This window comes from Novosphingobium resinovorum, from assembly GCF_001742225.1.
GTDB lineage: Bacteria > Pseudomonadota > Alphaproteobacteria > Sphingomonadales > Sphingomonadaceae > Novosphingobium > Novosphingobium resinovorum_A.
On sequence record NZ_CP017075.1, the window covers coordinates 1,395,786 to 1,420,871 of the forward strand.

Here is a 25,086-nt window from a genome sequence, read left to right on the forward strand (position 1 = left end):
ATTCCTGCGCTGACTCTAACGCCGCCCGGATCACCTCCGGGCTCCCCCGGATTCACCCTGAGGAAATGGGCCTGACGCCATGATCCACGATCTGAAGAACCCTGATCTGTTCCGCCAGTCCGCCTTCATCTGCGGCGAATGGGTGCCCGCCGAAAACGGCGCAGCCATCGAGGTGGACGATCCCGCAACAGGTGCCGCAATCGGCCTCGTACCGGACTGCACCGCCGCCGATACCGAACGCGCCATCGCCGCTGCGGATGCCGCCTTCGCCCCATGGCGCGCACTAACAGCGGGCGCCCGCGCGGCAATCCTCGAACGTTGGCATGCGCTGGTGCTGGCGAACGTGGGCGACCTCGCCCGGATCATGACCGCCGAACAGGGCAAGCCGCTGGCCGAGTCCGAAGGCGAAATCCGATACGCCGCAACCTTCATCAAGTGGTTCGCCGAAGAAGGCCGCCGCGCCTCCGGCCATGACGTGCTGGCGCCCGAGGCCAACCGCCGCATCTTCGTGATGAAGGAGCCGATTGGTGTCGCCGCCGCGATCACGCCGTGGAACTTCCCCGCGGCGATGATAACCCGCAAGTGCGCGCCCGCACTTGCTGCCGGGTGCCCAGTGATAGTCAAGCCTTCTGACCTCACGCCCTTTACCGCACTCGCGCTCGCCCGCCTTGCCGAGCAGGCGGGCTTCCCCAAGGGCACGATCAACGTCCTGACCGGCCGCCCCGAAGCGATCGGCGGCGCGATCACGGGCAGTCCGGTGGTACGAAAGCTTTCGTTCACCGGCTCCACCCGCGTCGGCAGCCTGCTGCTGCGCCAGTGCGCCGACACCGTCAAGCGCACCAGCATGGAGCTGGGCGGCAATGCTCCGCTGATCGTGTTCGACGACGCCGACCTCGACATTGCCGTGCAAAGCACGATGGTCAGCAAGTTCCGCAACTCGGGTCAGACCTGCGTGTGCGCCAACCGCATTCTTGTGCAGGACGCGGTTTATGACGAGTTCGCAGCACGCTTGGCCAAGGAAGTCACGAGACTGACGGTTGGACCGGGGGCGTACGCGGGCGTCACGATGGGCCCGCTTATCAACCGCGTCGCAGCACAAAAAGTTGAAGGACATATCGATGATGCCCTGAGCAGGGGCGCGACCCTGTACGCCAGTGGCCACAGCCCCATGCCTTTCGACCGGTTCATCGCTCCGGTAGTGCTAACCGGTGCAACCCACGACATGCTGCTGGCAAACGAGGAAACCTTCGGCCCCGTCGCGCCGCTGTTCCGCTTCGGCTCCGAGGACGAGGCGATCGCCATGGCCAACGCTACCGAATACGGCCTCGCCAGCTACTTCTACACCGAAAACCTGCACCGCGCCTTCCGCGTCGCCGAGAGGCTGGAGGCGGGCATGGTCGCGCTCAACACCGGCTCGATTGCGATGGAGATGGCCCCCTTTGGCGGCGCCAAGCAATCGGGCCTTGGCCGCGAGGGCGGACGCGCGGGGCTGGAGGAGTATCTCGAAACCAAGGCCTTCCACATCGCCGGCCTCAAGCTTTGACCCTCAGGCTCTGACAGGAAACTGATCTCATGACCGCACCCCGCAACTACACTATCTCCGTCATTCCCGGCGACGGTATCGGCACCGAAGTCATGCCCGAGGGCATCCGCGTGCTGGAAAAGGCCGCCAGCCTCTATGGCTTCACCATCGAGCAGCAGTGGCACGATTTCGCCTGCTGCGATTACTATGCCAAGCACGGGCAGATGATGCCTGACGACTGGAAGGCCCGCATCGGTTCGCCCGATGCGATCTTCTTCGGCGCGGTGGGCTGGCCCGATACCGTGCCCGATCATATCTCGCTGTGGGGATCGCTGTTGCAGTTCCGCCGCGAGTACGACCAGTACGTCAACCTGCGCCCGGCACGCCTGATGCCGGGTGTACCCTCCCCGCTCGCCGGGCGCGGCCCCGGCAGCATCGATATGTGGATCGTGCGCGAGAACACCGAGGGCGAATACAGTTCGGTCGGCGGGCGCATGTATCCGGGCACCAAGCGCGAGATCGTGATCCAGGAAACGGTGATGAGCCGCCACGGCGTCGACCGCGTGCTGCGTTACGCCTTCGACCTTGCGCAGAGCCGCGACGCCCGCCACCTCACCTCGGCCACCAAGTCCAACGGCATCGCCATCACCATGCCGTTCTGGGACGAGCGGGTCGAGGAAATGGCGAAAGCCTATCCCGAAGTCCGCACCGACAAGTACCACATCGACATCCTGACCGCGCAGTTCGTGATGAATCCGGACCGCTTCGACGTCGTCGTCGCCTCCAACCTGTTCGGGGACATTCTCTCCGACCTCGGCCCGGCCTGCACCGGCACGATCGGCGTCGCGCCTTCGGGCAACATCAACCCGGACCGAACCGGCCCTTCGCTGTTCGAGCCGGTCCACGGTTCGGCGCCGGACATCGCAGGCAAGGGCATCGCCAACCCGATCGGCCAGATCTGGTCCGCCTCGATGATGCTGGAGCACTTGGGCGAAGTGGAGGCGGGCAAGGCGATCATGCGCGCGATCGAGACGGTCCTCGCCGATCCCAAGCTGCGCACGGCAGACCTGAAGGGCGAGGCCGACACGGTAACCTGCGGTAAGGCCGTGGCCGACGCGCTGAGCTGATTCGGTCCCGTCACCACCTACTTCCCGAAGACTAAAGACCGCGCGTGCCCCTCCGGGTACGCGCGGTCTTTCGTTGCGGCATTTTGTGCTGCGGTCTGTCCCAATTCATGCATGCTCCCGTTCGCAAACAGTCAAAGTCGGCGCTTTCTGTCAGCCTGGCTGCGTAGGCTAATGCCATCAACAACGAGAAACGAGCCCCTGATCTCATGGCCTCTCCCGCGCAGCCGATATCGAACCGCTCCCTTCTGGAGATGGACCGGGACCACCTCATCCACCCCGTCACCTCCTTCCGCGCCCACGAGAGCCGCGGCGCCACGATCCTGCAGAGCGGCGATGGCATGTGGCTGACCGACATTGACGGTAACCGCGTGCTGGACGCCTTCGCGGGGCTGTGGTGCGTCAACGTCGGCTACGGCCAGGAAAGCATAGTGGAGGCCGCCGTCGAGCAGATGCGCCGCCTGCCTTACGCCACCGGCTACTTCCACTTCGGCAGCGAACCGGCGATCCGGCTGGCCGAAAAACTGGTGTCGCTGACGCCCGAGGGCCTGAACCACGTGTTCTTCACGCTGGGCGGGTCGGACGCGGTGGACAGCGCGATCCGCTACATCACGCATTACTGGAACGCGGTGGGCCAGCCTTCGCGCAAGCAGTTCATCGCGCTGGAGCGCGGCTATCACGGATCGAGCACCACCGGCTCGGGCCTGACCGCGCTGGCGAACTTCCATCGCAATTTCGACGTGCCGCTCAAGTGGCAGCACCATATCCCCTCGCCGTACGGCTATCGCAGCGATGCGGCGGATGATGCCGAACTGATCGCACAGTCGGTCGGCCACCTGAAGACCAAGGTTGCGCAGCTTGGCAACGAGAACGTCGCTGCTTTCTTCTGCGAGCCGATCCAGGGTTCGGGCGGCGTGGTCGTGCCGCCCAAGGGCTGGCTCAAGGCTATGCGCGATTGTTGCACTGACCTTGGCATCCTGTTCGTGGCCGACGAGGTCATCACCGGCTTCGGCCGCACCGGGCCCCTGTTCGCCTGCGAGGCGGAAGGCGTCAGCCCCGACCTGATGACGCTCGCCAAGGGCCTGACCGCCGGTTACGCGCCGATGGGCGCGCTGATGATGTCGGACAAGGTCTATCATGGCATCGCCGACGGCGCTTCGCCCGACCTCGCGATCGGCCATGGGCTTACCTATTCCGGTCACCCGGTCAGCGCCGCGATCGGGCTGGAAGTGCTTCGCCTCTACCTCGACGGCGGCATCCTCGCCAACGGGCAGAGCGTAAGCGCAAAGTTCGAGACGGGCCTTGCCGCCCTTTCCGACCACCCACTGGTGGGCGATACGCGCGGGCGAGGAATGCTCGGCGCGATCGAACTCGTTGCAGACAAGGCCAGCAAGGCGCGGTTCGCCCCCGAACTGAAACTCGCCGACCGCCTGTTTGCCGCAGGTTACGGAAATGGCGTCATATTCCGAGCATTCGCGGACAACATCATTGGCCTTGCGCCGGCGCTGTGTTGCTCTGATGATGAGATGGAAATGATATTCGCGCGCATACGGAAGACGCTGGATGGCCTCCTTGAGGAATCCGACATCCGTAAAGCGATCGGGTCGCAACAGGGATAAGACAGACATGACACTGGGCCTCAAGCTCGACCGCATCGACCTCAAGATTCTGGCCCAGCTCCAGCGTTCGGGCCGCATGACCAATGTCGAGCTGGCCGACGCGGTCGGCCTGTCGCCCAGTCCCTGCCTGACGCGGGTGAAACGGCTTGAAAAGGCCGGGTTCATCGGCGGCTACAGCGCCCAGATCAACCTCGACAAGCTGGGCGAGATGCTGACGGTGTTCACCGAAGTGACCCTGACCGAGCACCGTTCAGGAGACTTCTCACGCTTCGAGACGAAGATCCGCAAGATCGACGAGATCGTCGAATGCCATCTGGTCAGCGGCGGCTACGACTACCTCCTGAAATTCGTGGCGCGCGGCGTCGCCCATTACCAGCAGATCGTCGAGGCCATGCTCGAGGGTGACTACGGCATCGAGAAATACTTCAGCTATGTCGTCATCAAGTCGCCCTTCATCAAGCAGCATTACCCGATCCAGAAGCTGTTCGGCGAGCAACACTGAAGGCTGACATGACGACCATCGACGACCTCCTTCCCGGCCTGATCGCGTTTCGCCGGGACATTCACGCACACCCCGAACTCGGCTTCGAGGAGAAGCGCACCGCCGCCGCCATCGCCCGCGAACTGCGCGCGATCGGGCTTGAAGTCCACGAAGGCATCGGCGGCACCGGCCTCGTCGGCGTGCTGAAGAACGGCACTTCGCCTCGCGCCATCGGCCTGCGCGCCGACATGGACGCGCTGTCGATCCACGAACAAACGGGCCTTCCCTACGCCAGTTGCACGCACGGCGTGTTCCACGGCTGCGGGCATGACGGGCACGTCGCCATGCTGCTGGGCGCGGCGCAGCACCTGGCCCGCACGAAGGCTTTCGACGGCACCGTCAACTTCATCTTCCAACCCGCCGAGGAAGGCCTTGGCGGCGCGCGCGAGATGGTGGCCGAGGGGCTGTTCGAGCGCTTCCCGTGCGACCGCGTGTTCGCGCTGCACAACTGGCCCGACCTGCCCGCTGGCACCGTCGCCACCCGCCCCGGCCCGATCATGGGCGCGGCCGACAAGTTCGAGATCGTACTGACCGGCAAGGGCGGCCACGCCGCGATTCCCCACAACACGCCCGACGCGATCCTCGCCGCATCCACGCTGGTTACCCAGCTCAACAGCATCGTTGCGCGGTGCATCCCGGCGATGTCCTCGGCGGTGCTGTCGGTGACGCAAATCCACGCCGGCCATGCGCATAATGTGCTGCCCGCAGAGGTGACCATCGTGGGCACCGTGCGCACTTTCGATCCGGCGGTACAGGATACCATCGAGGCGCGTTTGCGGGAGATGACGCACGGCGTTGCCGCGTCTTTCGGCCTCACCTCGGCGATCGACTACGACCGCTACTACCCCGCTACGATCAACGATGCCGACGCCGCCGCCGAGGCACTGCAGATCGCCGCTGGGGTCGCTACCGCACAACTTGCCTCGGAACCTGCGTTCACCTCGGAAGACTTCGCCTTCATGCTGCACGCCTGCAAGGGCGCCTACCTGTGGCTGGGGCAAGGCTGCGGCCCCGGTTCACCGCCACTGCACAATCCGGGATATGACTTCAACGACGACATTCTAGCCACCGGTCTGCGCCTCCACGTTGCACTCGTCGAAGCGTTGCTGGGTGCGGATGAAAAGGCGTGATTCCGCGGCAATACCACGAATTCTGTCGCGACCCGATTTTCGCACGAATCTGCCGCCAACAACGCAACTGCAACACAAAACGCCGGAGCCAGAACATAGCCTGATCCGTGTCAATTCGATGAATTTCAGCCACATGATGGAGACGACCCATGCGCCTTAAGCTTGCTCCCCTCGTCGCAGTTGCGGCTGCCGGCATGATCCTGCCGACCGCCGCTGCCGACGCGCACGGCATCTGGTTCGAGCAGCGCGCCAAGCAGCTCGTCATCGTCTACGGCATCGGCGCCGACGATCTGGAAACCGTCAAGCGCCTGCCTATGATGGAAAAGATCAAGGCCTACGACGCGGACTACCAGCCCATCGCCGCCAGCGCCCGAGCCTTTGGCCCGGCCGTGGTCGTCGACACCGATGCTCAGCCGACGGTCGCCGCAGCGGTCCTGCCCTACGGCGTGTGGTCGCGCGTGGGCGATGGCGAGTTCGAGAAGAAGACGCTGGAGGAAATGCCCAACGCCACGGTTTCCACCAAGAACGTCAAGTACGCGGTCTCGATCCAGGGCCCGCTGACCAAGCCGCTCGCCGCCCTGCCTGACCAGACGCTGCAGATCATTCCCGTAGGCGAGATCCCGGCTATGCTAGGCTCGCCGCTCAAGTATCAGGTACTCTACATGGGCAAGCCGATCGCGGGCGCGCGCATGATCAACGACATGATCAACGATCCTGACGCCAAGGAGCAGATGACCGGCGCCGACGGCACCCTGACGATGCCGGTGCGCAACCAGGGCCTCAACGTGATCCGCGCCGTCTACGACGGGCCGACCGACCAGCCCAAGCTCTACAAGCAGATCGAACACACCGCCACGCTGTCGTTCGTGCTGCCTCACAAGCCCGAATAAGCCCTGCCCCAACGGAGTACCGTTCATGAAGAAGACCCTCGCTCTCCTCCTCGGCCTCTCGGCACTTGGCCTTTCCGCGTCCGCCGACGCCCACGGCCTTACCAAGCCGCAGCACGGCGGCGTCGTCCAGATGAACGGCGAGACGCTGTTCGAGCTGGTGCGCGGCCCCACCGGTGTCTCACTCTACCTGATCGACGAAGACGAGCCGGTTGCCGCGTCCAGCATGACCGCCAAGCTCAGCATCACCGCCAAGGGCAAGAAGACCGACGTTCCCCTCGCCGCTGGAAAGGGCAACCAGTTCTTCGCCAAGGGCCTGAAGATCGCCGCCGGCAGCAACGTCGGCGTACAGGTGGTCAACAAGGCCAGCGGCGCCCGCTACGGCACCACCTTCATCATCAAGTGATGACCCCGGACCCGCGCGTTGCCAAAGCGCACGCGGGTCCGCCCAATCAAGGCTGACGACATGACCGACCCATTGCGTGGGGCGCGGCCGGATGGATCTTGGCTGTCCCGGCTGCGTCCGGCGGGCGGCCTGACGGCCCTCCTCGCGTCCTTGACCCTTTTCGCCGGTGATGCTATGGCGCACGGCGTGGCGGAGAGCGACAAGGCGTTCATCCAGGCCAATCCCGGCATAAACATCATCCCTTACATCTACCTCGGCGCCAAACACATGGTAACGGGGTACGATCACCTGCTGTTCCTGTTCGGGGTGATCTTCTTCCTCTATCGCCTCAAGGACATCTGGGCTTACGTCACGCTCTTCGCGATCGGCCATAGCACCACCCTGCTGGCCGGCGTGATGTTCAACATCCACGCCAATCCCTTCGTGATCGATGCCATCATCGGCCTTTCAGTGGTCTACAAGGCGCTCGACAACCTCGGTGCGTTCCCGACCCTGCTGGGCTTCCAGCCCAACCAGAAGGCGGCCGTACTCATCTTCGGCTTCTTCCACGGCTTCGGCCTTGCCACCAAGCTTCAGGATCTCATCGCCTCACGCGACGGGCTATTCGCCAACCTCGTCAGCTTCAATGTCGGGGTGGAGATGGGCCAGGTCATCGCACTCAGCATTATTCTTATCCTGATGACGCTTTGGCGCCGCAGTTCCAGCTTCTCGCGCAGTGCCCTGATCGCAAACGCGGTCCTGATGTGCGCGGGCTTCATCCTCACCGGCTACCAGATCGCCGGCTTCTTCTCGGAGCAGACCGCATGACGAGCGCAACCTACCCCGCCGGGACGCCCGGCACGCCTTATCAGGCTTCTCCCGCCGCACTCGGCAAGGCCACCTTGTGGGCTGGCATCGCGGCGGCAGCAATACTGACGCTCTTCGTCCTGCCTGCCGAATGGGGCATCGATCCCACCGGCGTCGGCAAGGCGCTGGGCCTCACCCGCATGGCGGGCGGCGCCGAGGCGGATGAAACCGACAGCCCCGAAGTGGCGGCGGCGGCCAAGGCCACCAGCACCCTCGCCGTGCCCGATCAGAGCAAGCTCAACATCGAAGCCCGTCAGGCCCTGCGCAGCGACGAGAAGACGCTGACCCTGCCGCCTCACTCCGGCGTCGAGATCAAGGCGCACATGGTCAAGGGCGATCACCTGATCTTCGAGTGGTCCTCCACCGGCCCGATCCGCATGGACATGCACGGCGAGCCCAAGGGCGGCAAGGACGGCGAGTTCACCTCCTACTGGAAGCAGAAGGACATGAGCGGCGCCAAGGGTTCGTTCACCGCGCCCTTCGAAGGCACGCACGGCTGGTACTGGCGCAACGGCGGCGAGACGCCGGTGACGATCAAGCTGAAGACCTCGGGCTTCTATCAGGACCTGTTCGAACCGGCTGAATGAGCCGGTTCCCCCGCATCTTAAACATTGGAGTTTTCCCGTGACCGGCTTAGCCCAGATCGACCGTTATGCCCTCGATCGCAAACCATCCTTCGTGGACCTGCGCGATTTTGCCGAAGCTTCGCAAGGCAAGGTCGCCGCGCGCGGGGACTACCTTTCCAGCCGCGCCGCGCTTTACGAGAACGGCGTGGAAGGTCCGGTCGGCCTGATCGCGCTCGATGCCGCCTCTGGTTCGATCGAAGCCATCGCCAGTGACGAGTTCGTGCTCGTTCTCGAAGGCGAACTGACGCTTGGCGATGTGGTGCTGACCAGGGGCGCCGCGGCCGTCATCGCTCACGGCACTAGCTTCGCGTGGACCGCTGCGGCGGAGACGCTGGCGGTTTACATGCGCTATCCCGAAAGCGCACCCTCCGATGCGGGCATCACCGCGATCAGCAAGGACCCGGCTTACGTTCCCTCGAACAAGCCCGCGCCCGAGGTGCTGATCGGCCCCGCGCCGGAATGCCGCAACTTTAACGACTACCGCGTCGACGAAGGCCGGTTCGTCTGCGGCACCTGGGCCTCCACCGCCTATCGCCGCCACGGCTTCGCCTATGGCCATTACGAGATCATGCACCTCGTCGAAGGCTCGGTGACGCTGGAGGACGCCGGGTTGGAGCAGACCTTCCAGACCGGCGCGACGATCCTTGCCGAGCGCGGATCGCACTGTGCGTGGGACAGCCGCGAAGACGTGGCCAAGCTCTTCGCGATCTACCGAGCGGGCTGATCGTCTTGCAAACCTGGAATTTCTGCGGCGTCGTCCCTCGTGGGGATGGCGCCGCAGAAGCATTGGGCGTGCGCTTTAAGTACTGCAAGGCGGCTGTCTTCAGGGTTAAATGCCGAATAATGGAGATACCGTTTCCCTCGGTTAAAGACACCAAGGGGAAAGCGCATGGATGAGCTTACGACAAGCAGACTTTTGCGACGTAATTTTCTGAAGGGCAGCGGGGTCGCTGCCGCTGCGGCCATCGTCGCCCCCATTCCCACACGTGCCGCTGCGCCAGCCCCTATTCCGATCAACCCGGCGACGGTGCCAGGGCCGAAAGTTCGCCAGCGCGCATCGCTGGCACCCATCCGCGCCTCCATGGACCGGATGATATCTCTGGAAGCGTGCCTGCGCCCGTTCCGTCCCCAAGGCCCTCGTATCGAGATCGAAAGGATGGGCAGCAAGGCCATCGTTCACAGCTATGGCCACGGCGGTAGCGGTTGGTCGCTGAGCTGGGGTGCTGGAAGGCACGCGACGATGTTGGCGCAATCCACCGGTGCACGTGAGGTCGCCGTAATCGGCGCCGGCGCGATCGGATTGACCACAGCCGTCGTCGCTCAGCGCGCGGGCCTGAAGGTCAAAATCTATACCAGAGACATGATCCCCCACGTGCGCTCGTTCCGCGCCACCGGAGTGTACTCACCAAGTGCCCGCATCGTGGCCCTCGAGCACGCGACGCCGCAATTTCGCAAGATGTGGGAGGACTGGGCGCGCTACTCGTACTATCAGTACAATTCCATGCTCGGCCTGCCCGGCACTCCCGTCGAATGGGTAGACACCTACAAGATGTCGGACACACCCTTCGCACAGGGATCATCGCTCTACACCCATGCGCCTTATCCGAACGAGCCGGAATATCCGCATCTCGAAGAAGAGCACACGCCCGACCTGATGTCGGCGATGCAGGACCTAACGCAGGATCAGCATCCTTTCCCGGTGCCATATGTGCGCCGCATGAACACGATGATGTTCAATATTCCCGCCCACGCAAGCGCGCTGTTAAACGAGTTTCTGGCTCGGGGCGGGGAGATCGTTATCCGCGAGTTCGAGAACCACAGACAGTTCCAGGAACTGCCGGAAAGGACGATAATACATTCGACCGGCTACGCGGCGAAGGCCCTCCTTGGAGACAATTCGATGGTGCCGGTCCGCGGTCAGACGGCGCGCCTCATTCCACAACCTGAAGTGGACTACGCCATCAGCTACGATTCCCAGAATGTGTACACGGTGCCACGCCGCGACGGGATGATCGTGCAGGAGTGGTCGCAAGGTGACTACGGGAATGAAAAGGAAACCGCCTATCTCGACGCGACACGGAGTTCGGTCGCCAAGATCGCCAGGATGATGGAGGCAATGAGCAACCGCTCCTGAGACGGTTCCCGTTACAGCACGTGCAAGGCCGCCTTTTTAGCCAAAGGCGGCCTTGTTCATTTTCGGGCGGTTGCTGCAAAGTCCTAGAACATCGCCCGCATGCCGAAGACGGCGGATATGCCGGACACATCATCGCCCGAAACACGCGCCAGCCGAGCAGTGCCGGCCAGCTTGCGCTCCCAGTGGACACCCACGTAAGGTGCCAGCGAACGGTTGCGATCGTACCGAAGGCGCGCGCCGAGTTCGAGGCGCTCGAAGCCGGATCCCACGTTCAGCGCGGACACGTCCTGAAACGCGAAATCAACTTCGGCTTCAGGCTCGACCACAAGCGACTGGGTGATGCGCTGCTGGTAACCCGCCTTGCCGCGTGCATGGACGTCGCCCTTCTCGGACGCAAGGATCTGGCCGGTCACGTCGAACCAGTAGGGCGCCAGTCCCTCGATGCCGACCAGCGCGTAAGTGCGCTGCGGATCGGGACGAAAATCATGGCGCACGCCCAATTGCAGGTTGAACCAGGGGTCGAGCGCATGACGCCAGTAGGCAGCCAGTTCGATGCGTTCGGCTCGCTCGCCCAGCTTGCCCTCGCCCTCGCTGGCGAGAACCACACGGTCGATATCGCCGCCGTACCATGCCTGTCCTTCCCAGCCGAAACCGTCCTTGCCGTTGGCGGAGCGATACTCCAGCCGATCGACCTGCAGTGCGAACGTGGAAAAGGTCATTTCCCCGATCATCGCCTTGCGCGAAGCCGCCATGCGATCGGGAGCGAAGAAGCGGTCGGCGGGATGGTCGACCGGCACTGGGGGCGCGGGCGCGTCGCCCGGCTGATCGGCCACGGTCGCATCGGGCGTGGCGTGCGCCGAATGGTCCATCGCCGGGGCTGCGTCCTGACCGGGCATGTCCATGCCGGACATGTCATGGTCCATCCCTGAATGGTCCATCTGGGTATGATCCATGCCCGCATGGTCCTGCGCCCCGGCAGGAATCGGCAGGCCGACCAGCAGCAACGCGGAAAGCAGCGGCAGAGAGACAGAGCAGTGCGCCATCAGCCCTGCCCCTCCGCCACGTCCCGCCGCACGGTGACCACGCGCATCATTCCAGCATGCATGTGCAGCAGCATGTGGCAGTGGAAGGCCCAGTCGCCCTCGCCGTCGGCGGTGAGGTCGAACGCGGCCTTGCCACCCGGCAAGACGTTGACGGTATGCTTGCGCGCACGGTGACCGGGTTCGCCCTGCACCAATTCGAAGAAATGCCCGTGCAGGTGGATCGGATGCGGCATCATCGTGTCGTTGATCAGCGTCACGCGCACCCGCTCGCCCAGCCGGAACGGGATCGGCGCCGGATTCTCGGACATTGCGGTGCCATCCATCGACCACATATAGCGTTCCATGTTGGCGGTGAGGTGAACTTCCACCTCGCGCGTCGGCACGCGCGGATCGGGGTTGGGATCACGCGAACGCAGGTCCGCATACGTCAGCACCCGGTGATCCGCGTCCTCCAGTCCGGTCGGGCGATCCGCCAGTCGGTCTACTGGCATCGGCGAGAGCGTGGCGACGCCCGGCCCCATCTTCACGCCAGGAGCGACCGAAGCATCGCGCATTTTCATCGAATGCCCCGACATGCTGTCGTTGGCGGGCTTTGACAGATCGATCTCGCCGCCCTCGCCCATATCCATGCCTGACATGTCCATCCCCATGTCGCGCATCGTCAGCAGCGGGCGTTTGCGAATTGGCGGCACCGGCGCGGCAAGGCCCATGCTCTGCGCCAGCGTCGCGCGGACTTGCCCTGAACGGTCAAGTGCTTCGGCGATGACGGCGTAGCTCTTCTCCGCGCCCGGCTCGACAATGAAGTCGTAGGTCTCGGCAATGGCGATCTGCACTTCGTCGGTTTCGACCGGTTGCACCGGATTGCCGTCCGCCGCCACCACGCGCAGCGGCAGCCCCGGTATGCGGAAGTTGAAGTTCGTCATCGACGAGGCGTTGATGACGCGCAGCCGCACCCGCTCGCCCGGCGCGAACAGACCGGTCCAGTTCTCCGCCGTACCGTGGCCGTTGACCAGGAAGCTGTAGGTCGATCCCGTCACGTCCGAGATGTCGGTCGCGTCCATTCGCATCTGCCCCCAGGCCAGTCGATCTTGCAGCGACTGGTCCTTTCCGGCCATCAATCCTGCCAGCGTCTGTTTCTGGCGATTGAAGTATCCGCTCATCATCTTGAGGCGGCGCATCTGTTCGTGCGGGTGGATCGGACTCCAGTCACTGAGGACCAGCACATGTTCGCGCTCGCAGGCGAGCGGGTCAGGTCCGGCGGGGTCGATGACGATCGGACCGAACAAGCCCTCGGCTTCCTGCATACCGGAATGCGAATGATACCAGAATGTACCCGAGTGGGTCAGCGGAAACTCGTAGGTGAAAGTCTCGCCCGGATCGATGCCGGGAAAGCTGACGCCAGGCACACCGTCCATCTGGAAGGGCACCAGCAGCCCGTGCCAGTGGATAGAACTCTGTTCGCGCAAGGTGTTGGTGACAGCGATGCGCACAGTCTGCCCTTCGCGCAAACGCAGTAACGGGGCGGGCAGCGTGCCGTTGACGGTCACTGCATGACCCGAGCGCCCCCCGGTGCCGAAGTGGCTCTGCCCGATCTGCAGGGCGATGGCATCACCCGACAACACGCCCGAACCCGCACTGGCATGCATGATCCCCGACGTACCGCTGCGCGCCCATGCCGGGAACAGCCCTGCCATGCCCGCACTTCCGGCCAGCATTCCGCCGATCTCGAGGAATCTACGACGTGCGATGAGGCGTCGGGCGGCGAGTTCTAACATTGACATGTGCTTCTATACGCGCTGCGTTCGCCTATCCCTCAATGAGATGCGACAATTTCTGACGTGCCCTGTATATACGGGTCTCCACTGCCTTGCGGCTGATGCCGAGGATCGCTCCGGCCTCTTCCTGCGACAGCCCTTCGATCGCGCACAGCAACAAAGGCTCCTTCAACATCGCGGGCAACGCAGCGATCGCGGAGTGAATGTGCGCGACTTCATGGTGAGAGGCGAACGCGGCTTCCGGCCCTTGTGCTTCGTCCGGGATGTCGTTGGCCTCTTCGAGCGGCAGTGCGAAGGCAAACAACCTTCGCACTGCTCGCCTGCGCGCCCAGTCGTGACATTTGTTGCGGGCGATGCGCAGGATCCAGGCCCTGAACGGACGCGCGGGATCATAACGGTGCAGCGCCAGGAATGCGGCGACGAAGCTGTCCTGAGTGACATCCAGGGCCTCCACTTCGTTACCGGTGTACCCGCGCACGAACCGATACACAGCGTCCCTATGGGCGCGCATCAAGGCGTCGTAACCCGCCTGCCGCCCGGCCAGCGCCGCGGAAAGGGCTTTCTCCTCTTCCTTCCGCAGATGATCCGGTGCGTTTCCAGGCACGCCAATTCAATCTGCAGTCGGAGAAGTCAGCGCTTCGGCCACCGCCTTGTCGAAACGGGCCGTCTGGTCGGCACGCAGCACGTCGCGCATCGCGAAAACATGCTGCAGCGTGGCCTTCTGGAGTTCTCCCATCGCCACGTGCGACTGGTCCACCGCCTTCTCCACATTCGGACCATAGGCATGATCACGGCTGATCGCGCTCGCCAGGCTGGCATTGGCTGCCTTCAGTTCGCCTTCCAGCCGCATGCGGCGCTGCGCGAAATTGCGCTCCAGCACATCGACCCGGGCCTCCTGAGCGGCGTCGAGATCGAGTTCCCGGTGCATGATGGAATGGATGCGCGTTTCTGCAGGCGCACCAACGCGCACCCGCTGCCCCACCCAGAGCGCCGCCAACGCGACGAGGAATGCCATCAGCGCAGCGACTGCATAGCGATGCATGCCGAAATCCCTCACGAACCGAGCAGATGCGACGGCGCAGCGGCGGGCACTCCCAGCAACGATCCATCATCGGCATGTACAGGCGAAGGCCCGGAAAGTCCTCCCCAGAGGCCCACGCCTCCGGCGACGATACAAGCCAGCATCAATGTCCGCCGGGCGGCCAATCGCTCGCGCCCTGAAGCCAGCCCCGCCATGACCCCGCCATCGATTTCGCCAAGGCCTGCGGGCATCGGCTCGTCGCGCACTTGCGCGAAAATACGATCAAGATTGTCCAAGCCTCTGCTCCTTCCAGGCAATCATGCCCACGATGCGAATACGCAACCACGCTCTTTTACCCTCACCCCTGGAAAAAATTTCATGTGCGAGAGGGATGGGCCGCTTCGCTGCGTATGACCTCATGCAAGTCCGGACAAGCTCGTTTGTCCGTCTCGAAGTGGAGTTACCGCGATGCGCCTTGCTGCCCTTGCCGCTACCGTATGCCTGACACTGACCGCCCTGCCCTCGACCGCCTTTGCCCATCCCAAGTTGCTGAGCGCAAACCCTACCGACAAGGCAACGGTCACCAAGCCCACGTCGATCACCCTCAACTTCTCCGAGGATCTCGTCGCGCCGCTTTCGGGAATCGATCTCGTGATGACCGGCATGCCGGGCATGACCGGCCACAAACCGATGCCGATCAAGGGGATTGCGGCCAGGGCCAAGGGCAAGACGCTCAGTGCCACGCTTCCCCGCCCGCTCCCAAGCGGGACTTACGTTCTTACCTGGCACGCGGTCGCCGCAGACCAACACCGCATCGAAGGCAGCTACGGCTTCACAGTGCGCTGACCCGATGGAACAGGGCAGCCTCGCCGCCGCGCGCATCGTCAGTTACGGCCTCCTGCTGCTGACTGCGGGGCTGCCCTTCCATGCGCTGGCAGAACGGCGGCCGCGCCTGTCGGCGCGCGAACGCGCAGTGCTCGGTGCTGTAACGGCCGGCTCCCTGCTCACGTCGATCTGGTGGGCGCTTGCCAACGTGGCGACGATGGCCGCGCTGTCGATCGGCAAGCTCGATTCCGATACGGTGACGATCGTTCTCGGCTCCACGCCGCTGGGGTCGCTGCTGACGGTACGGGCAGCGCTGCTGGTGGCGCTTGGCTTTCTGTTGCTGGTTCGGCCGCAACCGCTGCTGCTGACCATCGCCGCGCTGCCGGCTCTGGCCAGCGCGGCATTCGCGGGGCACGCCAGCGCCGGCGAAGGTGCACCCGGCCACCTGCTTCAGGCAAGCGACATCCTGCACCTTAGCGCCGGAGCGCTCTGGCTGGGTGCACTCGCCCGCTTCCTGACGACGACGGTATCCGCTCGCAATTGCGATGCCAACGTGATCCGCAGCCTCGCCGGTTTCGCGCGGACCGGGACAGCGATCGTGGCGACGCTGTTCGTGACCGGAACTGCCAGTGCATGGCTCATCAGCGGCGGGCAGTTGCCCGGAGGTGCCTGGCCCGTGCTGATCGGCTTCAAATTCGCGCTGTTCCTCGCAATGCTCGGCTTTGCTGCAGGCAACCGCTGGAAGCTCGTGCCAGAAATGGAAGACGGATTTTCCGATGCCCGCTGCCGCCTGATCGTGTCGCTGATGCTGGAAACGGCCTGCGCGCTCGGGATCGTCGCGCTGGTGGGTTTTGCCGGGCTGCTCGATCCCCACGGCGGGTGAGACCGCCGTGGGGATCGGCCACGTGCTGTCAGGCACGCGCAGCGATCATGATAATCTCGACTTTGTATTCCGCTCTGGCCAGGCTGGACTCGCCGGTGCCACGCCCTAGCGCGAGATGGCCGGCGTTCCAGGCGTCCCACACCGCGTTCATCTCGGCAAAGTCGCCGATGTCCGCCAGCCAGATCGATACCGAAGCAGGTGGTCCTTGCTGCTGCCGGCCAGCACGAGGCGCCCATCGATCTCGGCCAGCAGCCTTGGTCCATTCGGTCACCCTCTCCCGGGCGCCCCGATCTAACCAAAAAGGTACAATGTATCGCCATGGATCACGGCCTCGCTTTATGCGTAGGCCTTGGTCGATGCGGGTACCGAAGAGCGGCAACGCGCCCATCCAAGACGCTCCGAGCCCGATCCGAGCGGCCCGGGACGCGACCGTCCGCTGTCCCTTTTCGACCAGGCTCGCTACCGGCGCAGAGGGGTGGATAGCTGGCGTTCAAGGGGGGCATGGCCAGCGCGAACAATCGCCTTTGTTAACTGGGGAACTGCCGCTAAGTCGGCGATCATGAGGCACAAAGAATCCCCATTCGTCCTAGCGTCACATCGATCTTTTGTATCGCCTTACTGCTCTCAGTCTGGGTGAGGCCGCCCAAGCGCCTTTCCGTGCGTTAAACCGCAAGTTCTGCAGATACCAGATTCTAGGGTTGCACGATGGTCAAGCCAGTCACCAGTTGGAAACAAATCTCCAAGATTGTTGTAAAGGGCTACAAATCCATTGAGAGCGTCGAGCTTCGGATGGGAAGCCTCAATGTGCTTATTGGCGCCAATGGAGCCGGAAAGTCGAACTTCATCGGCTTCTTCCGGATGATCCAAAACATCCTCAATCGCAATCTGCAGAACTATGTGGGGCAAGCGGGGGGGCCGGACGCGATGCTGCATTATGGCCGCAAGTTGACACGATCTGTCGATGGTGAACTCTATTTCGGGAATAACGGCTACCTCTTTAACCTACAACCGACCGCCGACAACCGCCTCATGTTTTCGCGCGAGGCACTTTGGTGGAATATGAAGGGGGATTGGCACCCGGGATCAGGACACTTCGAAACGAAATTCGCTGATCGCGGCGCGCACGGTCTGATTTGGGAACATGTCGTGCCAGCCATGCGGAGCTGGCGTGTCTATCATTTTCATGACACCAGCAGCACAGCCCTAGTGAAACAACTTCATAATGTCGGCGACAACCTGTTTTTGCGCGATGACGCATCAAACCTTGCCGGTTTCTTGCTTCTTCTCTGGACAACGTATCCCGAGCATTACGGCCGGATCATTAAGACTATTCGGCTAGTCGCTCCGTTCTTTGGTGACTTCCTTCTTCGCCCAAGCCCATTTAATACCGAGAAGATCCAACTCGAGTGGACAGAGCTGGGAAAGGATGTGCCCTTCACAGCAAGCGCGCTATCCGACGGCACTCTCCGCTTTATGTGTCTCGCGACCGTACTTCTTCAACCTCAGGAGCTAATGCCGGCTGCGATCTTGATCGACGAGCCGGAACTTGGCCTCCATCCTTTTGCGGTGACGATACTTGGTGGGCTCATGAAGTCGGCTGCGATCGAGAACCAGCTGATTATTTCGACCCAGTCCGTCGAGCTGGTCAACGAGTTCGACCTCGAAGACCTTATTGTCGTTGACAAGCGCGCTGGGGCATCGACCTTCGCACGTCCTGACCCTCAGAAGTTGTCAGAATGGATGGAGGAATACAGTCTCGGCGACCTTTGGAAGAAAAACATCCTTGGCGGGCGTCCAGGTTTATGACGCGCGTTTATGTATTGGTCGAAGGCCAAACGGAAGAAGCCTTTATCAACGAGTTGATGGTGCAGCCCTATGCCGCGCGCGGCATCTATCTCACTCCGATCATTGTAAGCACGAGCCGTGGACACAAAGGCGGTCTCACGACTTATTCAAAGGTGAAGCCGCAGATCGATAAATTGTGCAAACAAGATGCAGGCGCCTTCATCACGACTTTGTTCGATTTTTACGCTTTACCTAAAGATTTCCCAGGACAAGCTAGTATAGCGTGTCACGGTACAAACCTAGCAAGAGTGGTTCACATAGAACAGCATTTTGCTGATGCGATTGGTCACCTCAATTTCATACCGAACATCGTTCTCCACGAATTTGAAGCGCTTCTGCTCACCGACATCGACGCGTTTGCCGAATGGACTGATAACGACGACGTGCTGGCGCCGCTCCGCCATGCTCGGATGATCAACGCGCCCGAAGACATCAACGACAGCGTCCATACTGCGCCGTCGAAGCGGATCATGGCCGCGATGGCGGGCTATCAGAAGACCGTCCACGGTCCGCTCATTGCCTCGACGATTGGTCTCGACGCAATCCGTGCCGCATGTCCCCATTTTCATGGTTGGCTCAGTAAGCTGGACGCACTGAACCCGCTTTAGGAGATTGGACTGTAGATATCGTCGCGGGTCGGAGATGCAGTCGCAATTGGGGGAGCCGCTTTCATGCTCACAAAACCGAAAGCTGACACACTGCAATCGGCCAAAGTGGTCGAATGAAGGGGCGATGAAAGAGAGCGAATTGTAGGTTATCCACAACCAAAATACCAACTCATCATCTGCAAACAACGCCCTGCCCCATTGTCAAGCTGCACCATTTTATGTCGCTGCAACCCAACCAAAATTGGTTGCAATCTTTGGTTTTGACACAGAATGTGATCCAATATATTTATGTAATTCAATTGCTTGATCGGACGGCAGGCTCCATGTCTCCCCGACCAACTTCCTTATCAGCAAAAAACCGAGGTATCCTGCAGGTTTAGCCAGTGTGGCAACTCCACTGTGCGACGGCTATGTGCGACGGTCAAGAGTCTCGATTTTGGTCCTCGTTTCAGACCTCCGATTCTGTCGATTCCGTCGGTGCCTTCAGGCTGTTCCGCGGGATTAGAATTCGTACCGCCGGCGTCCGCGTCGAGGGTACCGGCAGCAGCATCCAGTCAAACAGTGCCTCACGCACGAAAAGCGGAAGATTCTCCTCTGCTTCCGCTAGGCGCCCTTTGAGGAAGTATGCCCAGGCGAAAACGAGGCTGCCTGGTGCGCCGTGATCGTCGGGCGAACATTCAAGATAGCCTCTCAGGGCGGCCATCAGGGTGCCCCAAGGCCGCCAGCTATCCCATGCGTCGGTGTCGAAAAGTACGGTGCTTGCGACCGGATAGCAGAATTCCAGCAGTTCCTGCGCTTTCTTGTGGCGAGACCGAGCCAGATCCTCGAGCGTCAGGTCCTCCTGCTCCGCGCGATATCCGTCCAGCACCCTGAAACGCCTCTCCGCTCTCTGGAACTCGGCCTTGAAGCGCCCATCAAACCGGATCATCGCTTCCAGCGACGGGTAGCGCGGCACCGTGGCCCCCGAATCGCCGGACCAGTTGAAAGCGAGGTTCTCACCATCCTGCAACTCGCGAACGAACGAGCGATAGAATCTGTCCTGCGGAAGAGCGTCCCACAAGACCGGGTGCATCTCTGCCTTGCTTTCCGGCGTCCAATCGCGGGGCATGCCGGGCGGATCGATCTTCACCGCAACAGGCAGAGTTGTCCGATAGGTGCTCGAATTAAAATTAGGATTGGGGGCGATTTCGGTGCGCCATGTGTCCTGCTCCGCGTCATGGTGCCATAGGACGCCGGACGTATCGAAATCACGAAGTTCGCCCGTCTCGGCGGACCAGCCATGCAATACACATACGTGCAGGAGCAACCGAGCCTGCGACAGTTCCTCCCATGATACGATTTCGTCACACCAACGAACTTCCGCCTGCCGCTTGATAAGGCGGCCGGCGCGAACGACGGTGTCGATCGATACGCGTTCGCCATCACGGCTGGTGACGCCTGCGTGTTTTATGAGAATGTCGACAATTCGCTGATACCCGACCTCCAACGGTCCTGCTGGTGTATCCTCGCTGGCAGCGCCAGCCCTGCCTCGTTCACGCAGTCGATGGAAGTCGAGCTGATCACTGAGTTGCTTCTCCTCCAGCCACGCCGCAAGGAATGCCGGCCCTACTTCTGAAAGAATGCCACGAAGGTTATTGAGCTTGGTTTGGATCCGTGGGACCGCCCGTGCGGCAGGCTCAGAAGTGTTCCATGGATTTTGCAAGATGTCCTTGGCGGTTCTGTTGCCTTCGTCGATCCTGCGCGAAAGCTCCTCGAGCAGATCGCGACCGCTCAGCCGTAGGCCGAGGATTTCAGCCATTACACCGGCGACAAGAACGGCCATGTTGTCATCTTCATCTGACATTGAAAATATTCCTTTCTGACAGCAGCGGATTAATCGGAGGGTTTCGTCACCAAGTATTGACGAAGACGGTCATAGACGCTGACGCATGGTGATCCTGAAGTATGAAATGCCAGGCAAATTCCGACACAGAACAATCGCTGTTCGGTCAGAGAAGATGACAATTACCCAGCAAAAATCACCCGCGACAAAAATGCCCCTTTTTTGTCGCTTGCATGGAAAAGCGGGGAAAGAGGCGCAATACCTACAAAATGGTGCAGGCACCGATTTTGTATTTGCGCTCCGGTGGAGCGATGGATCGGCCTTGCGGACGAGGGGGTTGTCGGCTCACGCCGCCAAGCGCTAACGCGGGAGAAGCGGCTGCGCCGCGTCCATTGGATCGACACAGTCGCTCCTCCCGACGCCATTACTCGGCCTCGTTACGCTTCCAGTCCATCCGCGGATTGTCGGGCGAGCCAAACCCCGCAGCTTCATTGTCCGCCAAGATCATCGCCGCAATCTTCTCGAGCGTGCGGCGTGTGACGGTGGACCAATGGCCTTCCTGCACGCCGAGCCGCGCCAGCCTTCCCACGACGCTCCGCGCCTGTTCGAGAATGCGAAACTCGTTGTACACCGACCGGTTGTTCTCGCGCCGTTCGAGCGCGATCTCGCAGCGCTCCAGATCTGCCCGATAGACTTCGAGATCCAGCATCTTCTCGAGCGCTTGCGCCACAAGAGGCGCCAGAGCAGCCTCTGTCTGAGCGATATTCTTCTCAATCATCCCGTGGGCTTTCTGCAGGTCCACAGCCTTCAGCCGATGGTGCGCCAGATGGAGGGCGGCCGTCTGACTGGTCGCGCCGTTGCCTCCACGGGCCGCTTGCAGGCAACGAACATCGTGCGCGGTCTGCGCGAGATCTTCGCCACACCGCTCCGCGGCACGAAGCAGGATTGCACTGGCCTCCATCGTAAACGACGGCGCCGCCGGGTCGTCATCGCAATGATGGACCGCTTCGTGCGGATTCATTGCATCACCCTCGTGTGCTGCGCACGCAGCATCGCTTGCCAGTCCGCGCTGGCTTTCATTCATGTTCATGGTAACTTTCCTCGTTGATCTACGTCGAGTTCGGATCAACGAGGCTTCACGGCACCGCCCAGGCGGACGGCGGATGATTGACGAACGCGTGTCGTCGCATGTCCGTCCTGCTGCGAGGCCGACGATGCGTGGCTATGATCGATAGCAGCAAGACAAACAGGCTGATGCACATCGACCGCAGCGCTTGCAGGAGCAGTCCTACGATTTGACGGATGAGATCAGTCATGCGCCGCACTCATCCCGCCGGTGATGCCGACTGGGAAAAAGCTGAGGATGGCGCTGATGCGGCTCATCCTTTCCCTCTTAGGATTTTTTACCAAATCCGGGTAGAGTGCTGCAGCAGAAAAGATGCACGCGACCAATTTTAGGGCCATTGTCGCGCTTTCCCCGCGTTGCTACCCTCCGGCGCAATAAGCAAATCGGCTTTGTAACACTGTCGGGCACCCGATCAGAATCACTGTTCACAGATTCGATCGATGATGAAATGTGTGCGCTCGACGACAGGCACCCGCGGAATCTCGACCAGATTGTAACCGAGGCCGGAATACACGTCTATCATGGTATGGTATGTCGCCACGGCCTCGTCGAGCGTCTGCTTGCGCTCTTCATCCTGCTCGAAGATTTCTGGCCAGGGCGGCGTAATGAAAACTTTCGTCGCATAACGCCGCTGCTTCACCGCACACCAGAACGGTTCGGGCACCGGCAATCCGCTTAGTTGCAGATATCCAATGACGTCAGGAATGCCGCGATCGAATATGACCGGATCGCGACTGCCCAACGCCTCATTATAAGAGCGCATCTCCCAGTTCAGCATTAAGGCGGCAAAAGCCTCTCGATCTGCCCAAGGCAGTGCGCCACCGCCTATCTCTGCCTGGTCCCGAATGATCGCTCGTCCGGCTTCAGGCATATGCCGGAAACCCTGTGAACTCAGGGCCTGGATCAAGCTGGTTTTGCCTGATCCAGGCCCGCCGGTTATTACGTGAAGGTGCTCAGCCAAGGGGGCCTTCCGTTTATTTACTCCGCCGACTGAACCCGCCGCCTCGGCGCGGTTCTGGTCAGAAGGCAGGATCTTGCCGCGATTGGCGACGCGCTCCCTCAGCTTCAATCAATTTGGCGCGGCGGCTGTTCGTTCCGTCCGGCTGCTTGAGATGGATTGAGCCTCCGTTCTGGCTGACATCGGCCGACAGCGTAAATGCAGTGAAAGCGCCCGAGCACGAAGCGAGCCCGCACCATCGGCCATGCAACCCCTCACTGTCAATCGAACCCCCGCTATCCGCGGCCGGCCCATATTTCTCGAACAGGAGCCTGCGCCATTCCTGCGCATCCATTCCGCGCGGGGGGAGATAGGTGATGGTAGATATCCGAGCGGCGTCGGGCCAAGCCAGCAGCTTCAGGAGGATTCGACCGCCCTTCATGTCGTCGAACTCGGCTTCGCCCAGCACGGATTGCCCCTTCTCGGGCGCACGGCCGTCACGCGCGCGGATGAGACCCCGAACCTGATCCTCAAACCCGGTGACGCGGATCGCGCGCCTGACCTTGAGGCCGCGCGACTTCATGACCCCTTCCACCTCGGCTTCGCTCATGCCGAGCCGGAAACCTGCCAATTCGAAGGTGGCAGGCTTGTTATGTTCCGTCACAGACGCGGCGCGGGTCACGCCGACTTCGGCAGCGGTGATGGCGGGCGCGGTGGCAAGCGCCAGCGCGAGAATATGCAGCATGTCGGTCTCCTAGATGTCAATCTGGCCGCTTGCGCGGAGGAAGTGGATGCGCCCGTGCGCCACGGCGCCGATGGCGATGAAGAAGACCAGCGCGGGCAACCCGTGCTGGGCAAGGCCAATCCGCATTCCGACGGCGATCGCACCTGCAATGAGAAATGGCACCGTCCTGAGTGAACACAGTACGCAGAAGAGCATCGGACTAGCCTGCGGCCTGATGAGCGCTGCAAGCGCCGTAAGCGCGACGAGGATGGCGCCGGGCGGCTCACTGTTCAGGAACAGGGTGAGGATCAGCCCTGGCACGAAAAGATATATGCCGCCGAGAATGAAGTTCGGAACGAACGGAACCGTGCGGACGATCATTGCCTTGTCAGCCTTCCGGCCGACCATGATTGGCTATCCAATCGCCTATCCCTCGCAAAGCCAAACGCCATGGCCGTCCCCTTGTCGGCGGATGACGCCCAGCCGGCGGCATCCCGTTGAAACGGGATGCCGGCCCCTGGAGCCGGGTGTTGGAAACCTGCAACTGAAACAGGCGCGAACGCCTTTAGCGGGTGGCTTGGACATACGCGTCCGCCACCCGGCCAAAGAGCTCTTCGACCAGATCGGTCTTTCGACCGGCTTTCAGTGACAGGGTTTCCACGCCCTGGCTCGGGAACCGCTTCCCGTGCAACCGACAGCCTATAATCAGCAGATTAACGGATAGCGAACGAATTCGGATCGAGCGCCCTTAGCCTGTCGGCAGCATGGAAAAGGCGCCGCTAGCGGGTTTGCTGAACGGCAGTGAAATTGAAGGTTTTGGGAGAAGGAAAAAAGAACAGGCGCAAGCCTGCGCTGCTTCCAGCCTTCACTCACCAGCCGGTCCCACAGGCAATCCAGCCATGCACATGATCACCACACCGTCACTCAAGGCGGCATGAGGTCGTGCGCCCTCGGAGAAGACGTCCATGCTTCCATCGCATACAATCACCGCATTTACGCCTGTCACCATCAATGCCGGTCATTCGACAGCTGATGGCGACATTGCGGTCGGCGCTGCTGCGCTGACCGTGAAAGTCGTGGCCAGAAAGGTCAGCTTTGACCTTTCAACCTTCATCTTGCGCCCCCATCACCCCCCGCAAGAGCTTCTGGCGTGGATCGACGAGCGAACCGGCGACGATCAAGCAACCCTTTCGACCTATTGGCCCAAACGGGTCGTCAAAGCGCTGAGCCAGTTGCCGGATGCTGCCTATTCTTCGGGTATCCGCAACCTCGCAGGGAGAGGCAGCCAGCCCATTATCCGCCTGCAGGTCCAGGATATGACGGGTTTCATCTCTCTGCAGAAAGCCTGCGCCTATGCCGAGATCGCCTGCGGCTCGACGCCGGCAGCCGAGCGCTTCGCGGCCTGGGTCAAGGGCGACATGGACCAGATTATCGTGGATGCCGAGATCGACGCGATCGCGACGTGGCGCATGACCGTCGCCGCGATCGAACGCAAGAGCCGGCTGGGGCGCGAACTGGCAAGGGTCCTGCACCGCCACCTGGTCCATTGGCTGCGCGATACCGATCGCGCCTCCACCCGCGCGCATGAGCGCAATCTCACTCCCATCGCTGGTTGACACGCCCGCCGCGCCTGCGGGCGCAG

28 protein-coding genes are annotated in these 25,086 nt (G+C 62.0%); 16 read left to right on the forward strand and 12 right to left on the reverse strand.

Annotated features, from left to right (window positions below):
* Window positions 1–79 precede the first annotated feature (79 nt).
* The 11 genes from BES08_RS06435 (at window position 80) to BES08_RS06485 (ending at window position 10,835) form a co-directional block, all read left to right on the forward strand.
* On the forward strand, window positions 80–1,543 hold the full coding sequence (locus BES08_RS06435) for an NAD-dependent succinate-semialdehyde dehydrogenase (RefSeq protein WP_069707884.1): 1,464 nt from the start codon (window positions 80–82) through the stop codon (window positions 1,541–1,543).
* Window positions 1,544–1,572: 29 nt separating this feature from the next.
* The gene (locus tag BES08_RS06440) at window positions 1,573–2,649 is read left to right on the forward strand and encodes a tartrate dehydrogenase (protein WP_069707885.1); all 1,077 of its coding nucleotides are present in this window, start codon (window positions 1,573–1,575) and stop codon (window positions 2,647–2,649) included.
* Window positions 2,650–2,855: 206 nt separating this feature from the next.
* Window positions 2,856–4,265, forward strand: a complete 1,410-nt coding sequence (locus BES08_RS06445; protein ID WP_069707886.1) for an aspartate aminotransferase family protein — start codon at window positions 2,856–2,858, stop codon at window positions 4,263–4,265.
* 7 nt (window positions 4,266–4,272) lie between these two features.
* Window positions 4,273–4,767, forward strand: a complete 495-nt coding sequence (locus BES08_RS06450; protein ID WP_069707887.1) for an Lrp/AsnC family transcriptional regulator — start codon at window positions 4,273–4,275, stop codon at window positions 4,765–4,767.
* Window positions 4,768–4,775: 8 nt separating this feature from the next.
* Window positions 4,776–5,936: a M20 aminoacylase family protein gene (locus BES08_RS06455; protein WP_069707888.1), complete on the forward strand. Its 1,161-nt coding sequence runs from the start codon at window positions 4,776–4,778 to the stop codon at window positions 5,934–5,936.
* 149 nt (window positions 5,937–6,085) lie between these two features.
* Entirely contained in the window at window positions 6,086–6,826 is a 741-nt protein-coding gene (locus tag BES08_RS06460; RefSeq protein WP_069707889.1) for a DUF4198 domain-containing protein, read from the forward strand.
* 25 nt (window positions 6,827–6,851) lie between these two features.
* Window positions 6,852–7,229, forward strand: coding sequence for a hypothetical protein (locus BES08_RS06465; RefSeq protein WP_069707890.1), 378 nt, complete (start codon window positions 6,852–6,854; stop codon window positions 7,227–7,229).
* 60 nt (window positions 7,230–7,289) lie between these two features.
* Window positions 7,290–8,036, forward strand: coding sequence for a HupE/UreJ family protein (locus BES08_RS06470; protein WP_069707891.1), 747 nt, complete (start codon window positions 7,290–7,292; stop codon window positions 8,034–8,036).
* Complete coding sequence (locus tag BES08_RS06475; RefSeq protein ID WP_069707892.1) at window positions 8,033–8,662, forward strand: hypothetical protein; 630 nt, start codon at window positions 8,033–8,035, stop codon at window positions 8,660–8,662. Before BES08_RS06470 ends, BES08_RS06475 begins: the two co-directional genes overlap by 4 nt.
* Window positions 8,663–8,699: 37 nt before the next feature.
* Window positions 8,700–9,425: a cupin domain-containing protein gene (locus BES08_RS06480; RefSeq protein ID WP_083274609.1), complete on the forward strand. Its 726-nt coding sequence runs from the start codon at window positions 8,700–8,702 to the stop codon at window positions 9,423–9,425.
* Window positions 9,426–9,590: 165 nt separating this feature from the next.
* Window positions 9,591–10,835 (forward strand): FAD-dependent oxidoreductase, encoded by a 1,245-nt coding sequence (locus BES08_RS06485; protein WP_069707893.1) that lies wholly within the window; start codon window positions 9,591–9,593, stop codon window positions 10,833–10,835.
* An 83-nt stretch (window positions 10,836–10,918) separates the two neighbouring features.
* On the opposite strand, the gene BES08_RS06490 is transcribed toward BES08_RS06485, so the two are convergent.
* Genes BES08_RS06490 through BES08_RS32725 form a run of 5 tightly spaced genes read right to left on the reverse strand, consistent with a single transcriptional unit; the run spans window position 10,919 to window position 14,970 of the window.
* Window positions 10,919–11,878 (reverse strand): copper resistance protein B, encoded by a 960-nt coding sequence (locus BES08_RS06490; protein WP_083274610.1) that lies wholly within the window; start codon window positions 11,876–11,878, stop codon window positions 10,919–10,921.
* Window positions 11,878–13,653 (reverse strand): copper resistance system multicopper oxidase, encoded by a 1,776-nt coding sequence (locus BES08_RS06495; protein ID WP_069709171.1) that lies wholly within the window; start codon window positions 13,651–13,653, stop codon window positions 11,878–11,880. The genes BES08_RS06490 and BES08_RS06495 overlap by 1 nt, the downstream gene beginning before the upstream one ends.
* Before the next feature lie 31 nt (window positions 13,654–13,684).
* On the reverse strand, window positions 13,685–14,257 hold the full coding sequence (locus tag BES08_RS06500; protein ID WP_231958183.1) for an RNA polymerase sigma factor: 573 nt from the start codon (window positions 14,255–14,257) through the stop codon (window positions 13,685–13,687).
* 6 nt (window positions 14,258–14,263) lie between these two features.
* A complete protein-coding gene (locus tag BES08_RS06505) occupies window positions 14,264–14,695 on the reverse strand; it encodes a periplasmic heavy metal sensor (RefSeq protein WP_069707895.1) in 432 nt (143 codons plus the stop codon).
* 11 nt (window positions 14,696–14,706) lie between these two features.
* Window positions 14,707–14,970 (reverse strand): hypothetical protein, encoded by a 264-nt coding sequence (locus tag BES08_RS32725; RefSeq protein WP_156799788.1) that lies wholly within the window; start codon window positions 14,968–14,970, stop codon window positions 14,707–14,709.
* 172 nt (window positions 14,971–15,142) lie between these two features.
* Between BES08_RS32725 and copC the strand changes: the two genes are divergently transcribed.
* Together copC and BES08_RS06515 are read left to right on the forward strand one after the other, a co-directional pair.
* Window positions 15,143–15,520 (forward strand): copper homeostasis periplasmic binding protein CopC, encoded by a 378-nt coding sequence (copC, locus tag BES08_RS06510; RefSeq protein WP_069707896.1) that lies wholly within the window; start codon window positions 15,143–15,145, stop codon window positions 15,518–15,520.
* A 4-nt stretch (window positions 15,521–15,524) separates the two neighbouring features.
* Window positions 15,525–16,382 (forward strand): CopD family protein, encoded by an 858-nt coding sequence (locus BES08_RS06515; RefSeq protein ID WP_156799789.1) that lies wholly within the window; start codon window positions 15,525–15,527, stop codon window positions 16,380–16,382.
* Between the two features lie 28 nt (window positions 16,383–16,410).
* Here BES08_RS06515 and BES08_RS06520 read toward each other — a convergent pair whose 3' ends face one another.
* Window positions 16,411–16,653: a RidA family protein gene (locus BES08_RS06520; protein ID WP_420873463.1), complete on the reverse strand. Its 243-nt coding sequence runs from the start codon at window positions 16,651–16,653 to the stop codon at window positions 16,411–16,413.
* A gap of 434 nt (window positions 16,654–17,087) precedes the next feature.
* Between BES08_RS06520 and BES08_RS06525 the strand changes: the two genes are divergently transcribed.
* Both BES08_RS06525 and BES08_RS06530 read left to right on the forward strand, forming a co-directional pair.
* Entirely contained in the window at window positions 17,088–18,188 is a 1,101-nt protein-coding gene (locus BES08_RS06525; protein ID WP_069707897.1) for an AAA family ATPase, read from the forward strand.
* Window positions 18,185–18,835: a DUF4276 family protein gene (locus BES08_RS06530; RefSeq protein ID WP_069707898.1), complete on the forward strand. Its 651-nt coding sequence runs from the start codon at window positions 18,185–18,187 to the stop codon at window positions 18,833–18,835. Before BES08_RS06525 ends, BES08_RS06530 begins: the two co-directional genes overlap by 4 nt.
* Window positions 18,836–19,283: 448 nt before the next feature.
* Here the strand turns inward: BES08_RS06530 and BES08_RS06535 are convergent, their stop codons facing one another.
* The 6 genes from BES08_RS06535 to BES08_RS06555 form a co-directional block, all read right to left on the reverse strand.
* Complete coding sequence (locus BES08_RS06535) at window positions 19,284–20,657, reverse strand: hypothetical protein (protein WP_197524429.1); 1,374 nt, start codon at window positions 20,655–20,657, stop codon at window positions 19,284–19,286.
* Between the two features lie 424 nt (window positions 20,658–21,081).
* On the reverse strand, window positions 21,082–21,747 hold the full coding sequence (locus BES08_RS06540; RefSeq protein ID WP_069707900.1) for a hypothetical protein: 666 nt from the start codon (window positions 21,745–21,747) through the stop codon (window positions 21,082–21,084).
* 218 nt (window positions 21,748–21,965) lie between these two features.
* Window positions 21,966–22,121, reverse strand: a complete 156-nt coding sequence (locus BES08_RS32735) for a hypothetical protein (RefSeq protein WP_156799791.1) — start codon at window positions 22,119–22,121, stop codon at window positions 21,966–21,968.
* An 80-nt stretch (window positions 22,122–22,201) separates the two neighbouring features.
* Complete coding sequence (locus tag BES08_RS06545) at window positions 22,202–22,744, reverse strand: AAA family ATPase (protein WP_069709174.1); 543 nt, start codon at window positions 22,742–22,744, stop codon at window positions 22,202–22,204.
* 58 nt (window positions 22,745–22,802) lie between these two features.
* Window positions 22,803–23,465, reverse strand: a complete 663-nt coding sequence (locus BES08_RS06550; RefSeq protein ID WP_069707901.1) for a hypothetical protein — start codon at window positions 23,463–23,465, stop codon at window positions 22,803–22,805.
* A 9-nt stretch (window positions 23,466–23,474) separates the two neighbouring features.
* The gene (locus BES08_RS06555) at window positions 23,475–23,825 is read right to left on the reverse strand and encodes a hypothetical protein (protein ID WP_156799792.1); all 351 of its coding nucleotides are present in this window, start codon (window positions 23,823–23,825) and stop codon (window positions 23,475–23,477) included.
* 584 nt (window positions 23,826–24,409) lie between these two features.
* On the opposite strand from BES08_RS06555, the gene BES08_RS06560 reads away from it, so the two are divergent.
* Window positions 24,410–25,060, forward strand: coding sequence for a hypothetical protein (locus tag BES08_RS06560; RefSeq protein WP_069707903.1), 651 nt, complete (start codon window positions 24,410–24,412; stop codon window positions 25,058–25,060).
* The last annotated feature ends 26 nt before the right edge of the window (window positions 25,061–25,086 follow it).

What these genes read in the sequence shown, in the direction of transcription:
- BES08_RS06435 (WP_069707884.1), top strand. Translation starts at nt 80, where the DNA reads ATGATCCACGATCTGAAGAACCCTGATCTGTTCCGCCAGTCCGCCTTC.
- BES08_RS06440 (WP_069707885.1), top strand. Translation starts at nt 1,573, where the DNA reads ATGACCGCACCCCGCAACTACACTATCTCCGTCATTCCCGGCGACGGT.
- BES08_RS06445 (WP_069707886.1), top strand. Translation starts at nt 2,856, where the DNA reads ATGGCCTCTCCCGCGCAGCCGATATCGAACCGCTCCCTTCTGGAGATG.
- BES08_RS06450 (WP_069707887.1), top strand. Translation starts at nt 4,273, where the DNA reads ATGACACTGGGCCTCAAGCTCGACCGCATCGACCTCAAGATTCTGGCC.
- BES08_RS06455 (WP_069707888.1), top strand. Translation starts at nt 4,776, where the DNA reads ATGACGACCATCGACGACCTCCTTCCCGGCCTGATCGCGTTTCGCCGG.
- BES08_RS06460 (WP_069707889.1), top strand. Translation starts at nt 6,086, where the DNA reads ATGCGCCTTAAGCTTGCTCCCCTCGTCGCAGTTGCGGCTGCCGGCATG.
- BES08_RS06465 (WP_069707890.1), top strand. Translation starts at nt 6,852, where the DNA reads ATGAAGAAGACCCTCGCTCTCCTCCTCGGCCTCTCGGCACTTGGCCTT.
- BES08_RS06470 (WP_069707891.1), top strand. Translation starts at nt 7,290, where the DNA reads ATGACCGACCCATTGCGTGGGGCGCGGCCGGATGGATCTTGGCTGTCC.
- BES08_RS06475 (WP_069707892.1), top strand. Translation starts at nt 8,033, where the DNA reads ATGACGAGCGCAACCTACCCCGCCGGGACGCCCGGCACGCCTTATCAG.
- BES08_RS06485 (WP_069707893.1), top strand. Translation starts at nt 9,591, where the DNA reads ATGGATGAGCTTACGACAAGCAGACTTTTGCGACGTAATTTTCTGAAG.
- BES08_RS06490 (WP_083274610.1), bottom strand. Translation starts at nt 11,878, where the DNA reads ATGGCGCACTGCTCTGTCTCTCTGCCGCTGCTTTCCGCGTTGCTGCTG.
- BES08_RS06495 (WP_069709171.1), bottom strand. Translation starts at nt 13,653, where the DNA reads ATGTTAGAACTCGCCGCCCGACGCCTCATCGCACGTCGTAGATTCCTC.
- BES08_RS06505 (WP_069707895.1), bottom strand. Translation starts at nt 14,695, where the DNA reads ATGCATCGCTATGCAGTCGCTGCGCTGATGGCATTCCTCGTCGCGTTG.
- copC (WP_069707896.1), top strand. Translation starts at nt 15,143, where the DNA reads ATGCGCCTTGCTGCCCTTGCCGCTACCGTATGCCTGACACTGACCGCC.
- BES08_RS06515 (WP_156799789.1), top strand. Translation starts at nt 15,525, where the DNA reads ATGGAACAGGGCAGCCTCGCCGCCGCGCGCATCGTCAGTTACGGCCTC.
- BES08_RS06525 (WP_069707897.1), top strand. Translation starts at nt 17,088, where the DNA reads ATGGTCAAGCCAGTCACCAGTTGGAAACAAATCTCCAAGATTGTTGTA.
- BES08_RS06530 (WP_069707898.1), top strand. Translation starts at nt 18,185, where the DNA reads ATGACGCGCGTTTATGTATTGGTCGAAGGCCAAACGGAAGAAGCCTTT.
- BES08_RS06535 (WP_197524429.1), bottom strand. Translation starts at nt 20,657, where the DNA reads ATGGCCGTTCTTGTCGCCGGTGTAATGGCTGAAATCCTCGGCCTACGG.
- BES08_RS06540 (WP_069707900.1), bottom strand. Translation starts at nt 21,747, where the DNA reads ATGAACATGAATGAAAGCCAGCGCGGACTGGCAAGCGATGCTGCGTGC.
- BES08_RS32735 (WP_156799791.1), bottom strand. Translation starts at nt 22,121, where the DNA reads ATGGCCCTAAAATTGGTCGCGTGCATCTTTTCTGCTGCAGCACTCTAC.
- BES08_RS06550 (WP_069707901.1), bottom strand. Translation starts at nt 23,465, where the DNA reads ATGCTGCATATTCTCGCGCTGGCGCTTGCCACCGCGCCCGCCATCACC.
- BES08_RS06555 (WP_156799792.1), bottom strand. Translation starts at nt 23,825, where the DNA reads ATGATCGTCCGCACGGTTCCGTTCGTTCCGAACTTCATTCTCGGCGGC.
- BES08_RS06560 (WP_069707903.1), top strand. Translation starts at nt 24,410, where the DNA reads ATGCTTCCATCGCATACAATCACCGCATTTACGCCTGTCACCATCAAT.